Source organism: Burkholderia sp. Tr-862 (genome assembly GCF_011753085.1).
Taxonomy (GTDB): Bacteria; Pseudomonadota; Gammaproteobacteria; order Burkholderiales; family Burkholderiaceae; genus Burkholderia; species Burkholderia ambifaria.
In genome coordinates, this window is sequence record NZ_VWWG01000006.1 from 92,015 (window position 1) to 105,468 (window position 13,454).

The window sequence follows — 13,454 nt, forward strand, 5'->3', positions numbered from 1 at the left end:
CGAAAGCACTATGTTTCAGAAAATTACGGAAAGTTATATGTAATTGTCAGCAGGGTTTTCGTAATTAAAATCCGCTGTTTCATTGGCCGAATACCGCCCGAGGCCTTGTGCGGCAAGGCATTGACGGAATGGCCCCTTTTCGTTTTCGGGCCTCGTCGAACTGGCTGACGCTTCGGTCCAACCGAAAACGACAGTGGGCCAATTGATTAATCAGACGATTATCCGAGCCGAATTCCGTTCGGTATTTGATTGAAACAAGAAAGCATTTTGAAATGATTGCAGTAAGCGCGGCTGCTCAATGATCGCGTTCCAGCGACGTCATGTTTCGCAAGGTCGGAAACAGGCGCATCCACGTGAGCGCCACGGCGATCGTCGCCGCGCCGCCGACCACGATCGCCGCCGGCGCGCCCCACCATGCAGCCGTCACGCCCGATTCGAATTCGCCGAGCTGGTTCGACGTGCCGATGAACAACGAGTTGACCGCGCTCACGCGCCCGAGCATGTCGTCGGGCGTCCGCAATTGGACGAGCGACAGGCGCACGACGACGCTCACCACGTCCGACGCGCCCAACGCCGCCAGCGCGATGAGCGACACCGCGAAATGCCTCGACAGCCCGAACACGATCGTCGCGATGCCGAATGCGATCACGCCGCCGAACATCGCGCGGCCCGGCCGCCCCTTCAGCGGAAAACGCGTGAGCCACAGCGTACCCGCAAGCGCGCCGACCGCCGGCGCCGCGCGCAACGCGCCGAGCCCCCACGGTCCGACCTGCAGGATGTCGCGTGCGTAGATCGGCAGCAGCGCGGTCGCGCCGCCGAACAGCACCGCGAACAGGTCGAGCGACAGCGCGCCGAGGATCGCCGGTTCGCGCCGGATGAACGCGATGCCCGAGAACACCGAACGCAGCGTGACCGGCTCGCGTGCCGGCGGCGCGCTGCGCAGCGGAATCGTGCCGCTCAGCACCGCGGCGATCGCGAACGCGACCACGCTCGTGCCGAACGCGGCGGGCGCACCGATGCCATACAGCAGCCCGCCGAACGCGGGCCCGAGAATCTGCGCTGCCTGGTTCGCGGACGTCGACAGCGCGGTCGCGCGCGGCAGGTCGCTGCGCGGCACGACGGCCGGCAGCAACGACGACACCGACGGCGATTCGAACGCGCGCGCGGTGCCGACGATCGCCGCGAGCGCATACACGGCCGGTTCGGTGAGCCCGCCTTTCGCCGCGCCGAACAGGAACACGCCGGCGGCCAGCGCTTCGACGCTCTGGCAGATCGTCGCGATGCGCCGGCGGTCGTAGCGGTCGGCCACCTGCCCGACGACGAGCGTCAGCGCGAACATCGGCACGAACTGCGCGAGGCCGACGAGACCGAGCGCGAACGCGCTGTGCGTGAGCGAATAGACATACCAGCCGATCGCGACCGACAGGATCTGGAACGCCAGCGACGACATCACGCGCGTGCCCCAGAAGCGCTGGAACGGTGCGTGGCGGAACAGGTTGGCGGGTAACGCGGATGCGGTGCTGGATTCGGGTAACGGGGTGGTCATCGAGAAGGCGTCATCGGAGGGGAGCGGGCGATCGGCGATGCGCGATGCGGCCAAACCGCGATGATATCGCCAACCGCTCCGCCCCGCCCCAGCCGCACGCCCGCCCCGCCCCGCGCCGGCGACACCGGCGCACGCTGCACGCCGCCGCCCCACAAAAAAAAGCGCGAACCGCGGTTCGCGCCAAAGAGAGACCTCGCTGAAGACGTCGAAAGATCTACCCCACTCAGAAAGAATGCCGCATCCCGATCCGCACGTCGGCCTGCGTCTGCGTGGTCGACGGCGTGAAGCTGTAGCCGACCACCGCATCGACACCGTGCGACGCGCGCAGGTAATCGCCGGAGATGTACACGTCGGTGCGCTTCGACAGCAGGTAGTGCAGGCCGGCCGTGCCCTGGTTCCAGTGGTGGCCTTCGAAGCGCGTGTGCTGGTAGCCCGCGATGAAGCTCAGCGCCGGCGTGAACTGATACAGGCCGCCACCTTCGTACACCTGCATGTGCGACGACTGGCCGAAGCCCTTGATCGTCGTGTACGAGTAGTTCGCGTCGAGCGTCAGCTTGCCGATCGTGTAGCTCGTGCCGACGCCGAACGTGCCCTGGCTGTCGACATCCATCGCGGTGTTCGCGAACAGGTCGGTGCGCGCGCCGGTCGCCGGATCGACGGTGACGGTCTGCTGGCCGAGGAACGTATGCGTGCCGATCATCGCGTACGGGTCGAACGCGTAGATGCCGTTCGGGTTGTTCAGGCGCGTGTACGCGGCGCCGATCGAGAAGTCGCCCTTCGTGTAGCTCGCGCCCGCGCTCCATGCGCTATTGCGGTGGAAGTTGCCGGCGACGTTGCCGAACGAGTACATCGCGCCGAACTTGAAGCCGCTCAGGTCGTTCGACAGGAATTTGACCGAGTTCGGCAGGCGGTCGCCGTTGAAGCGGTCGAAGTCGCCCTGGTGGATCGCGTAGCCGCTGCCCCAGGCGGAGATGTTGTAGATCGACACGAGCTCGTTGGTGATGTCGAGCTGGTTGCCGAACGACAGTGTGCCCCAGTCGTTCTGCAGACCGACATAAGCCTGCCGACCGAACTCCGCCCCGCCGAAGCCGAGCTGCCCGTTGCCGAGGTGGAAACCGCTCTCGATCGTGAACACGGCCTTCAGGCCGCCGCCGAGATCTTCCGTGCCTTTCAGGCCGAAACGGTTCCCGTATGCGACGCCGTCGTCGAACTTGACCACATGCGACCCGCCCGTGTTGTTCACGTAGGTGATGCCCGCGTCGAGAATCCCGTACAGCGTCACGCTGCTCTGCGCGTGGCCGATGGCGGGAATACAGGCCGCGCATGCAAGCGCAGCGGCTACGGCAACTTTCTTTTGCTTCATTGTCGACCACCCTCCCTGAACCGTTCGATGGAAAGAACCGTGGCCTGGCGCGCGCCGCAATACGCCGGCTGATTCGAATTCGGTACGTCTGCTAGCTTCGGTATTTCGTTTTCCGCAATAACGTAGCCATTGGCGAAAAATACAAACCCATATTTCGGGCCACCCGTCTGAAGGCGACACCAAATGGTCTCGATGCGACTGGTCGGGAAAACACGGAGACGGGCGGCGCGGCAAAAACCGGCCGCCCGGAGGCAGATCAGCGGGCGTCGAGCGCCGCGCGCACGGCCGGCAGCGCCGGTGTGCCGGACGCGGTCGTCACGCCGTCCAGCCAACCCTCGACGAGTGCCGGGTCGGCCTTCAGCACGTGCTGCGCCGCGAGCGCGGGCGAGGTCTTGTGGTCGAGCATGTCGGCGATGATCCGGTTCTCGACGTCGACGGAGAACGTCATCTGCCGGAACAGGCGCGCGAGGTTCGCGCACTGGCCGGCAAAGCCCGGACGCGTCACCGTGTTGACCGTCGCGCCGCCGTAGTTCGGGCCGAAATACGCGTCGCCGCCCGACAGGTAGGTCAGGTGGAACTTGGTGTTCATCAGGTGCGGCTCCCACGCGAGAAAGACGATCCAGCGCTTGTCTCGCACCGCCCGTTCGACCTGCGTGAGCATGCCCGTCTCGCTCGATTCGACGAGCGACCAGTTCGCCGGGCCGAGCGCATGGTCGGACAGCATCCGCTTGATGTTCTGGTTCGCGGGCGCGCCGGGCTCGATCCCGTAGATCTTGTCGCCGAAGCGGTCGGCATAGCGCGCGAGATCGGCGAACGTGTGCACGCCCGCGGCCGCGACGTAGTCGGGCACGGCCAGCGTGAACTTCGCGCCGCTCAGGTTCGCGTGCAGCACGTCGATCGACTTCTCATCGACGAACGGCTTCACGAGCGGTGCCTGCGCGGGCATCCAGTTGCCGAGGAACACGTCGACCTGCCCTTTCTTCAAGCCCTGGTACGTGATCGGCACCGACAGGTTCGCGACGTCCTGCCGGTAGCCGAGCGCCTTCAGCACGACGCCGGCCATCGCGTTGGTCGCGTCGATGTCCGTCCAGCCGGGCGCCGCCATCTTCACGTCGCGACACGTCTGCGGATCGGCGGCGTGCGCGGGCTGCGTCGCCAGCACGCATGCGGCCGCGGCGAGTGCCGTGCCGAGCCTGCGGATTGCTGCATGGGATTGCCGTTTCATGGTGCGTCTCCTTCGTCGTTCGTCAATGATCGTGTGCGGATCGTTCAGCGCCCGACGCGCGGAAAGCGCGCCATCGCTTCGAGCGTATCGAGTTCGATGTGATTGCGCATGTAGCGCTGGCTCGCATCGGTGAACGGCTGCCAGTCCCACGCCTGGATGCGGCCCTGCGTCGTCGCCGCGTAATGGAAGCGGCGCCGCCGCTGGCTCGCGCGCACCTGCGCGTCGAGTTCCCGCAGGTTCCAGCGCTGCGCGGCCTCCGCGCGGAACGCGGCGAGCACGTCGGCGGCTTCGGGCAGGCCGGCCAGGTTCGTGCGCTCGCGCGGATCGTCGGCGAGGTGGTAGAGCTGGTCGGGGTCGGCCGGGCAATGCACGTACTTCCAGTCGCCGCGGCGGATCATCACGACCGGCGCGACCGCCCCTTCCGCGAGGTATTCGCCCAGCGCGACGTCGTGCGCGGGTGCGCCTTGCAGATGCGGCACGAGGCTCGCGCCGTCGACCGGGTCGGGCCAGCCTCCGGCGGGCGCCGCACCGGTCAGGTCGACGAGCGTCGGCAGCAGGTCGAGGTGCGACACGGGACCGCGCACGCGCGCGGCGTCGAAGCGGCCCGGCGCGTGGACGATCAGCGGTACGCGGCAGCCGCCTTCGAAGAACGTCATCTTGTACCAGAGCCCGCGCTCGCCGAGCATGTCGCCGTGGTCGGACGTGACGATCACGATCGTGTCGTCGGCGAACCCGCATTGCTCGAGCGCGGCCAGCACGCTGCCGAACTGCGCGTCGACGTACGACGTCGCGCCGTAGTACGCGCGGCGCGCGGCGCGGATCTGCGCGTCGGTCGGCGGCGTGCGATCGTTTTCGCAGACGAAGCGCAGCCGCTGCGAATGCGGATCGCTCTGCTCGGCATCGAGCCGCACGGCCGGCATGTCGATCTCGTCGTCGCTGTACAGATCCCAGTATTCGCGCGTGATTGCATACGGATCGTGCGGATGGGTCAGCGACACGACCATGCAGAACGGCCGCGCGTCGTGCCCGGCCGCACGCTCGCGCGCGACGTCGTACAGCTTCTGCTTGGCCGCGAACGTGACCTCGTCGTCGAAGTCGAGCTGGTTCGTGCGCACGCACGGGCCGGCCTCCAGCACCGAGCTCATGTTGTGATACCAGCTCGGCCGCTCGGTCGGGTGGTCCCAGTCGGGCACCCAGCCGAAGTCGGCCGGATAGATGTCGGTCGTGAGCCGCTCCTCGAAACCGTGCAGCTGGTCGGGTCCGCAGAAATGCATCTTGCCGGACAGCATCGTGCGGTAGCCGCCCGCGCGCAGGTAGTGCGCGAACGTCAGCGTTTGCGCCGGCAATTCGGCAGCGTTATCGTAGGCGCCGATACCCGACGGCAGCTTGCCGGTCAGCAGCGAGAAGCGCGACGGCGCGCACAGCGGGCTCGCGCAATACGCGGCGTCGAACACCACGCCTTGCGCGGCGAGACGGTCGAGCGTCGGCGTGCGCGCGACGCGGTTGCCGTAGGCCGGCAGCGCGAACGGCGTCAGCTGGTCGGCCATCAGGATCAGGATGTTGGGAGTCGGGTTCGTCATCGCGGTCGTGGGGAAATCGGTGTTCGAACGGAACGGCGCGACGCTCGTGCGGCGACGCAGCCGGCATGACGGACGCGGCCTGCAGAAAGTCCCGCGCGCACCGGCCGCGACTGGCTAGAATCGCGGAAGGACCGGCGCGGCGCCGTGCCGTCCAAAGCACTATCCCCCGCCCGAATTCGGACGGGAAGGTGTCCGGCCCTTATGGGGCCATTAGAGAGACTTATGTCGAAATCCGAAGCGTTACCGTCGATGCAGGCGCTGCGCGCGTTCGAATCGGCCGCCCGTCTCCAGAGCTTCACGGCCGCCGCGCGCGAGCTCGGCTCGACGCAGCCGGCCGTGAGCCAGCAGGTGTTCCAGCTCGAGGCGGAGCTCGGCGTGCCGCTGTTCGAGCGCAGCCCGCGCGGCGTCACGCTGACGAGCGACGGCCAGTGCCTGTACGAAGCCGTGCGGGTGAGCCTCGACACGCTGCGCGGCGCCACCGCGACGCTGCGCGCGCGCCGCGAGCACGGCGCGCTCACGATCGTCACGGATTTCGGCTTCGCGACCTACTGGCTGATGCCGCGCCTCGCGGGGCTCAAGCGCGTGATGCCGGACGTCGACGTGCGGGTCGTCACGTCACAGGATTACGACGCGCAGCGCGACCACGCCGACATCGCGATCCTGTTCGGCGACGGCCACTGGCCGTCGTGCACGGCCGCCCGGCTCTTTCCCGAATCCGTCACGCCCGTCTGCTCGCCCGCATTCCGCGCCGCGCACCCGGACGTCGCGCGGCCCGACCACCTGCATGCGCTGCCGCTGCTGCACGTGCAGCCGACGCGCCCCGAGCGCTGGCTGTCGTGGGCCGGCTGGTTCGACGCGCACGGCCTCGACGCGCCGGCCGCCGCGCGCGGCGTGACCTTCAACAGCTATGCGCTGGTGATCCATGCGGCACTCCTCGGCGAAGGCGTCGCGCTCGGCTGGTCGCCGCTCGTCGACGAGCTCGTCGCGTCCGGGCAGCTCGTGAAGCTCGTCGACGCCCCCGTCGTGACGTCGCGCGGCTATTTCCTCGTGCGGCCGCCGCAGCGGCCCGAGCCGGACGCGACCCACGTGTTCCGGCGCTGGCTGCTCGACGCGTGCGCGTGCGCGTGACGGGCTGCCTGACGCCCGTCCACCACCCGCAACCACCCGACAACCGCGCCGCCTGACCGACCGCCCCACCCGGCCGCGCTGGCGTGCCGATACCAGCCACACGGCGGGTTGGTTCTATCCGCGCCCAAATCGTCCTGATTTACTTGAGCCTCCCGCTACCCGCGTAGCCTTGGCGCCCGGTGCGCCGCCGCGCGGGTTCGCGCCCCCTGACATCCGAGGAACCTCATGACCGCCGACTCACGCCCCGATCAATTCGTCCTGACGCTGTCGTGCCCGAGCGCGGCCGGCCAGGTCGCCGCCGTCGTCGGCTTTCTCGAGCGCCATCGCTGCTATGTCGATGCGTTGAACGTGTTCGACGACGATCTCAGCAACCACTTCTTCGTGCGCTGCGTGTTTCATCCGACGGATGAGACGCTGCAGATCGACGCGCTGCGCCAGGAGTTCGGGCCGATCGCGGCCGAGCTCGGCGGCCGCGACGGCGACACGCAGTGGGCGATCCACGACGTGAACGCGCGCCCGAAGGTGCTGATCATGGTGTCGAAGCTCGAGCACTGCCTCGCGGACCTGCTGTTCCGCTGGCGGATGGGCGAGCTGAAGATGGACATCGTCGGCATCGTGTCGAACCATCCCGACTTCGAGCCGCTCGCCGCGCAGCACGGCCTGCCGTTCCGCCATTTTCCGATCACGCCCGACACCAAGGCGCAGCAGGAAGCGCAGTGGCTCGACTTCCTCGAGTCGAGCGGCGCCGAGCTCGTGATCCTCGCGCGCTACATGCAGGTGCTGTCGCAGGAAACGAGCGCGAAGCTCGCGAACCGCGCGATCAACATCCACCATTCGTTCCTGCCCGGCTTCAAGGGCGCGAAGCCGTATCACCAGGCGCATGCGCGCGGCGTGAAGCTGATCGGCGCAACCGCGCACTTCGTGACCGACGATCTCGACGAAGGCCCGATCATCGAGCAGGTGGTCGAACGTGTCGATCACGCGCTGCGCCCCGAGCAGTTGCTGGCGGTCGGTCGCGACGTCGAATGCATCACGCTCGCGCGCGCGGTGAAGGCGTTCATCGAGCGCCGCGTGTTCCTGAACGGCGATCGCACGGTGGTGTTTCCGTAAGCGCGTCGCGCGCCTGGCGCCGCGCTCGTCGGGCGGCGAGCAAACAAAAAAAACCGACCGGCGCCTGCCGGTCGGTTTTTTATCGTCTGGCGTTCGACGCTTCGCGCGACGGCCCGGTACGGTAGCCGGATTCGTCGCGCGGGCGCGTGCCCGTCAGGCGCTTACTTCACCCACGCGAAGTAGTACGACAGCCAGATCGTGAGGCCCGCGCCGAGCAACGCCGCATACGGCATCAGGTTCAGCCACATCGCGCGCTTCGGCACTTCGAGTTCCATGTCGCGCTGCATCTGCGCGGGGAAGCGGCCGCGATCCTGCCAGTAGTGGCGGAACAGGAACACCGGCACGATCAGCAGCATCGCGATCAGCCCGTTGCGCAGCGTGCCGTCGCCCTGCAGGTTCGCGCCCGCGCCGACATAGACGAGGTTCGCGTAGCCGCAAATCGAACCAGCGACGAGCAGCCAGGTCGGGCAGCGGAACGGCCGATCCCAGTTGCCGCGATCCATCCGGTGGATCCAGCCCGACTGAAGATTCAGGAATACGAACAGCATGTAGCAGACGTTCGAGATCGACAGCACCGTCATGTAGTCCGACATCATCAGCAACACGAGGTTGAAGCCGAGATCGGTCCACATCGCGCGCGTGGGCGAGCCGTGCTCGTTCACGTGCGACAGGTACTTCGGCAGCCAGCCGTCGACCGATGCCTGGTACAGCGTGCGCGACGAACCCATCATCGACGTCATCACGATCAGCAGGATCGACAGCATCAGCATCACGACGACCGCATTCGCGACCCACGCGCCGCCGCCGACGATCCTCGCCATCGCGGCCGCGACACCGGTGCCGTCGCCGATCGCCGGATCGAGCATCGCCTGCGTGCCGAGCGCGCCCTGGAACGCCATCGGCACGAGCGTCATCACGACGAGACACAGCGCGCCCGACCAGAAGATCGCCTTCGCGGTGTCGCGACGCGGATCGCGGAATTCGCGCGTGTAGCAGACGGCTGTCTCGAAGCCGTACGACGCCCAGCCGGCCATGAACATCGCGCCGAGCGCCATCGTGACGCCCTGCCCGTTCCACGAGCCGAACGTCGCGGTCGTGAGGTTGCCATGCGCGTCGTGACCGAGCGGCAGCAGCGGGAGCAGGTTCGACATCGGCACGTCGCCGGTGACGAACGGCACGATGCCGACGATCAGCAGCGGCGTGAGCGATGCGATGCCGAGAATGCGCTGCGTGCGCGCAGCCTTCGACGCGCCGCTGTGCTGAAGCTTGAACGTGATGAGAAGCAGAATCGTCGCGATGATGAACGTCGCGTTGATTCGCAGGGAAAGACCCGGCTTGATGAAACCGAGATCCGCGATCTTGAGCTGCCAGTGCAGCACCGCCGCATCGGCGGGAAAGAGACTCGTGAGCGCATAGCTCGCCGCGAGGCCGCAGCCGAGCGCGAGCATCGGCGACCACGCGAGCCAGTTGCACCACACGGACACCGGGGCGATCAGCTTGCTGTAACGGACCCAGCCGATCGCGCCATACACGGACGCGCCGCCCGATTTATGGGGAAATAGCCCGGATATTTCCGCATAAGTCGCGCTTTGAATCAGCCCCATCGTGATCGCGGCGATCCAGATCGCCCACGCGGGCTGGCCGATCGTCGCGCATACGCCGCCGATCGTGAACAGCACGCCTGCCGGCACGCCGCTCGTTACCCAGAATGCGTCTTTCCAAGTCAGGCCACGATGCAGCGTGTGGCCCGTCGAATCATGTGAGATGGTTGCCTCAACGTCACTGGTGCGATTAGCACGCAGTCCTGCCTGACTCATCCATTGCCTCCTGAGATGACTCCGCACAAGGGCCGTAGTGTAACAACTTACGCCGTTTCTTGCAGAATCAGTAAAAGAAAACCGGGATATGGCCGCATGAATTCACGATTGTTTCGGATTCCTGCATGCCATTCCCGGCGTATTGTTGTGATGTTTGTCGCGACGAATCGCCGCGGTGTTACTGGGTGCCTTCAGTCCACGAATTCACGCGGTCCGCATGGGCGGCAATCCACGCATCCGCGGCCGCTTCCGGCTTCGAGCCGTTCTGGATCGCCAGCATCACGCTGTCGATTTCACCCGGCTTCCACTGGAATTTCTTCAGGAACGCGACGACCGGCTTGGCCTTCGTTTCGAGCTGCGGATTCACGACGCTGTCGACGTGCTCGGCGCCGCCGAACACCTTCTTCGGATCCTCGAGGAAGCGCAGCTTCCACTTCGCGAACATCCAGTGCGGCGCCCAGCCGGTCACGATCACCGGCTTGTTCGCGCCGACCGAACGCGACAACTCGGCCGTCATCGCGCTGCCCGAGCTCGGCATCAGCGTGTAGCTCAGCCCGTAGTTCTTGATCGCTTCGTCGGTCTTGCGCATCACGCCCGCACCGGCATCGATGCCGACGATGCGGCCGCCGAAGCTGCTCTTCTCGGCGTTCAGATCCTCGATGCTCTTCGCCTTCACGAAATCCGGGACAATCAGGCCGATCTTCGCGTCGGGAAAGTTCGCGCCGACGTCGACGACCTTGCTCTTGTATTCGCTCCAGTACGAGCCGTGCGTGACCGGCAGCCACGCGGACAGCGTCGCATCGAGATCGCCGCGCGCGACGCCCTGCCACATGATCCCGGCAGCGACCGGCACGAGCTTCACCTCGTAGCCGAGCTTCTTCTCGATCACGCGTGCCGCGACGTTCGACGTCGCCACACTGTCGTCCCAGCCTTCGACGTAGCCGATCTTCAGCGTCGGCTTCGTATCCGCAAGTGCTGACGCGCTCAGCGCCACCATGGCCGACACCGCGCCCGTCCACAACAGTTTTCCGAACAGCTTCATGGTCGATCTCCTTGATATGCGCTCACCGCGCGTTGCCTCTCTAGGTTCTTCAACCACAAATCCACGGTATCGTTCTTTTCCGACAGATGCTTGTCCGAACGCGACGCGTCCGGACAGCCGGTGGCGTAGTGGACTACTTGTCGATCACGAGATCCGACAGCGGCTTGCTGCAGCACAGCAGCACCATCCCCTGGTCGATCTCGCGCTGGCGGATACCGCCGTTGTGCTTCATCTCGACCTGCCCCGACACGAGCTTCACCTTGCAGGTGCCGCACATGCCCTGCGTGCACGACGCCGGAAGCCGCACGCCCGACTGGCGTGCCGCGTCGAGCACGTGCTGCTCGGAGCCGCACGAGATTTCGCGGTTGCTCTTCGCGAAGCTGACCGTGTACTGCTTCGTCGCGACGTCGGCGCCGTCGGCCAACGGCACGAGTTCGGCAAGCACCTCGTCGCTCGCGGTCTGCGCAAGCGTTTCGAACGAGAAGCTTTCCTCGTGATACTGCTTGCGGTCGAAGCCGGCTTCGTCGAGCAGGTCGCGCACGGCCTTCATGTACGGCGCGGGGCCGCACGTGAAGATCTCGCGCTCCATGAAGTCCGGTGCGATCAGCTTCAGCAGCGGCAACGTCAGGAAGCCCGTGACGCCCGGCCAGTTGGTGCGTGCCCCGACGCGCTCGACGACGAACGATGTGCGGAAGTTCGTATGGTTCGACGCGATCAGGTCGAGTTCGCGCGCGAAGATGATGTCGTCCGGCGTGCGTGCGCTGTGCACGAACAGGATGTCGCGATCCTCGGCGAGATCATGGTGCGCGCGGCTCATCGACATCAGCGGCGTGACGCCCGAGCCGGCCGACAGGAACAGATACTTGCGCGCCGGATGCCGTGCGCACGTGAATTCGCCGGCCGGGCCGAGCACGCGAACCGACGCGCCTGGGCGCAGGTTGTCGTGCAGCCAGTTCGACACCTTGCCGCCCGGCACACGCTTGACCGTGATCGAGATCGTGTGCGGACGCGCCGGCGACGACGAGATCGTGTAGCACCGGTTGATCGTCTCGCCTTCGATGTCGAGTTCGAGCGTGATGAACTGCCCCGGCTCGAACGAAAACGCCCGGCCTTGCGGCGAACGGAAGAAGAAGCTCTTCACGTCATGGGTTTCCTGCCGAACCTGGCAGCACACCAGCGTTTCCTCGACGTCGCTCGTCCAGCGCTCCGGAAGCGCGGTCCAGAACGCCGGGTGCGTCACCCGGCTTTCCGCCGGCTCGAAATTGGCCGCATCTCGCATCATGCCAACCTCCGCCGGGCCGCCCCAAGGAGGTTGACCGCCCCCTCGGGGGGCAGCGAGCAAAGTGAGCGTTGGGGTTGTTTCATCATTGACTCCGCTTGCTGTCCGCTGACTACTACGCGCCGGTTTTTTCGGCGAGCCGGCCGATGTACCAGGCCGAGAATTTTTCGACGAGACCTTCCGTGAACGGCGAATACGGGCCCGGCTCGTACGCGCTGCTGGTCGCGCCACGCTGCGAGAATTCGACGAGCGCGCGATCCTGGTCGTTGGTCGCGTTCCACACCGCCGTCAGGTTCTTCACGTCGTAGTCGATGCCTTCCTTCGCATCCTTGTGCACGAGCCACTTGGTGCGCACGAGCGTCTTGCCGGCCGACAGCGGAATCACCGAGAACGTCACGATGTGATCGCTCATGAAGTGGTGCCACGAGTTCGGCTGCGTCCAGAACGACAGGCCGCCGAGGTCGGCCTGGTCGAACTTGCCGAGCAGCTTCTTCGATGCGACCTTCGCGTCGAGCGTCTGCGATTCGCCGTGGCGGTCGAGCGGCAGGCGCTGCGTGCGGAAGCCCGTCACGTCGAGCAGCTTTTCGATTTCGGCGGACGGCAGGCCCATCTCGGCCCACTCCTGGCCGCGGCGCACGCAGGTTTCCGCGAACGCGTCCATGCCTTCGGCGTTCGCGTCGGAGCGCTGGTAGCCGAAGCCGTATTCGTACAGCGAGATCGTCAGCTCCGGATGGTTCGCGACGCAGTGATAGCACTCGCGGTTGTTCTCCATCGTGAGCTTCCAGTTGCCTTCCTCGATGATGTCGACCTGAGCGGCGATCTTCGTGTTCGGCAGATCGTGCGGCAGCAGGTACGGCTCCATCTCGGCGCGCAGCTGCGCGAAATCGACCGGCGGCTCCTCGGCGAGGCAGACGAAGATCAGCCCCGCGAGGTTCTGCACGTGCACCGACTTCAGGCTGTGCTTGCAGCGGTCGAACTTCTCGCCCATGTGCTCGGCGAACATCAGCTGGCCGGTCAGGTTGTAGGTCCAGCTGTGGTACGGGCACACGATGTTGCCGACCGAGCCCTTGTCTTCGTTGCACAGACGCGCGCCGCGGTGACGGCACACGTTGTGGAACGCGCGAATTTCCATGTCGTCGTCGCGCACGATCAGGATCGAGTCGCTGCCCAGTTCCACGGTCACGTAGTCGCCCGGCTCGGGAATGTCCGGTTCGACCGCTACCTGGATCCAGTGCTGGCGGAAAATCGCCTCCATGTCGAGGGCGAAGATTTCCTCGCTCGTATAGAACGGCGCCTCGAGGCTGTGGCCTTCCTTGCGTCGCTCGATCAGTGCACGAATGTCTGCCGATACTTTCATCGTTTGC

The 13,454-nt window shown here is 66.1% G+C and carries 10 protein-coding genes; 2 read left to right on the forward strand and 8 right to left on the reverse strand.

Annotated elements, in window-relative coordinates; genetic code table 11:
* Positions 1–295: 295 nt before the first annotated feature.
* The 4 genes from F3J14_RS03775 to betC all read right to left on the reverse strand — a co-directional run bounded on the left by F3J14_RS03775 (position 296) and on the right by betC (position 5,714).
* On the reverse strand, positions 296–1,546 hold the full coding sequence (locus F3J14_RS03775) for an MFS transporter (protein WP_166721839.1): 1,251 nt from the start codon (positions 1,544–1,546) through the stop codon (positions 296–298).
* A gap of 223 nt (positions 1,547–1,769) precedes the next feature.
* Entirely contained in the window at positions 1,770–2,909 is a 1,140-nt protein-coding gene (locus F3J14_RS03780; RefSeq protein WP_166721840.1) for a porin, read from the reverse strand.
* Positions 2,910–3,165: 256 nt separating this feature from the next.
* Complete coding sequence (gene choX / locus F3J14_RS03785) at positions 3,166–4,134, reverse strand: choline ABC transporter substrate-binding protein (RefSeq protein WP_011659458.1); 969 nt, start codon at positions 4,132–4,134, stop codon at positions 3,166–3,168.
* Positions 4,135–4,178: 44 nt separating this feature from the next.
* Positions 4,179–5,714 (reverse strand): choline-sulfatase, encoded by a 1,536-nt coding sequence (gene betC, locus F3J14_RS03790; protein ID WP_166721841.1) that lies wholly within the window; start codon positions 5,712–5,714, stop codon positions 4,179–4,181.
* Between the two features lie 201 nt (positions 5,715–5,915).
* On the opposite strand from betC, the gene F3J14_RS03795 reads away from it, so the two are divergent.
* The gene (locus F3J14_RS03795; protein WP_166721842.1) at positions 5,916–6,842 is read left to right on the forward strand and encodes a LysR family transcriptional regulator; all 927 of its coding nucleotides are present in this window, start codon (positions 5,916–5,918) and stop codon (positions 6,840–6,842) included.
* A 225-nt stretch (positions 6,843–7,067) separates the two neighbouring features.
* Entirely contained in the window at positions 7,068–7,952 is an 885-nt protein-coding gene (purU, locus tag F3J14_RS03800; RefSeq protein ID WP_012366727.1) for a formyltetrahydrofolate deformylase, read from the forward strand.
* A gap of 161 nt (positions 7,953–8,113) precedes the next feature.
* Here the strand turns inward: purU and F3J14_RS03805 are convergent, their stop codons facing one another.
* The 4 genes from F3J14_RS03805 to F3J14_RS03820 form a co-directional block, all read right to left on the reverse strand.
* Positions 8,114–9,769 (reverse strand): APC family permease, encoded by a 1,656-nt coding sequence (locus F3J14_RS03805; protein WP_166721843.1) that lies wholly within the window; start codon positions 9,767–9,769, stop codon positions 8,114–8,116.
* Between the two features lie 178 nt (positions 9,770–9,947).
* Complete coding sequence (locus F3J14_RS03810; protein WP_166721844.1) at positions 9,948–10,811, reverse strand: glycine betaine ABC transporter substrate-binding protein; 864 nt, start codon at positions 10,809–10,811, stop codon at positions 9,948–9,950.
* A 133-nt stretch (positions 10,812–10,944) separates the two neighbouring features.
* Complete coding sequence (locus F3J14_RS03815; RefSeq protein ID WP_166721845.1) at positions 10,945–12,093, reverse strand: hybrid-cluster NAD(P)-dependent oxidoreductase; 1,149 nt, start codon at positions 12,091–12,093, stop codon at positions 10,945–10,947.
* A gap of 112 nt (positions 12,094–12,205) precedes the next feature.
* Complete coding sequence (locus F3J14_RS03820) at positions 12,206–13,447, reverse strand: aromatic ring-hydroxylating dioxygenase subunit alpha (RefSeq protein ID WP_166721846.1); 1,242 nt, start codon at positions 13,445–13,447, stop codon at positions 12,206–12,208.
* Between the last annotated feature and the right edge of the window lie 7 nt (positions 13,448–13,454).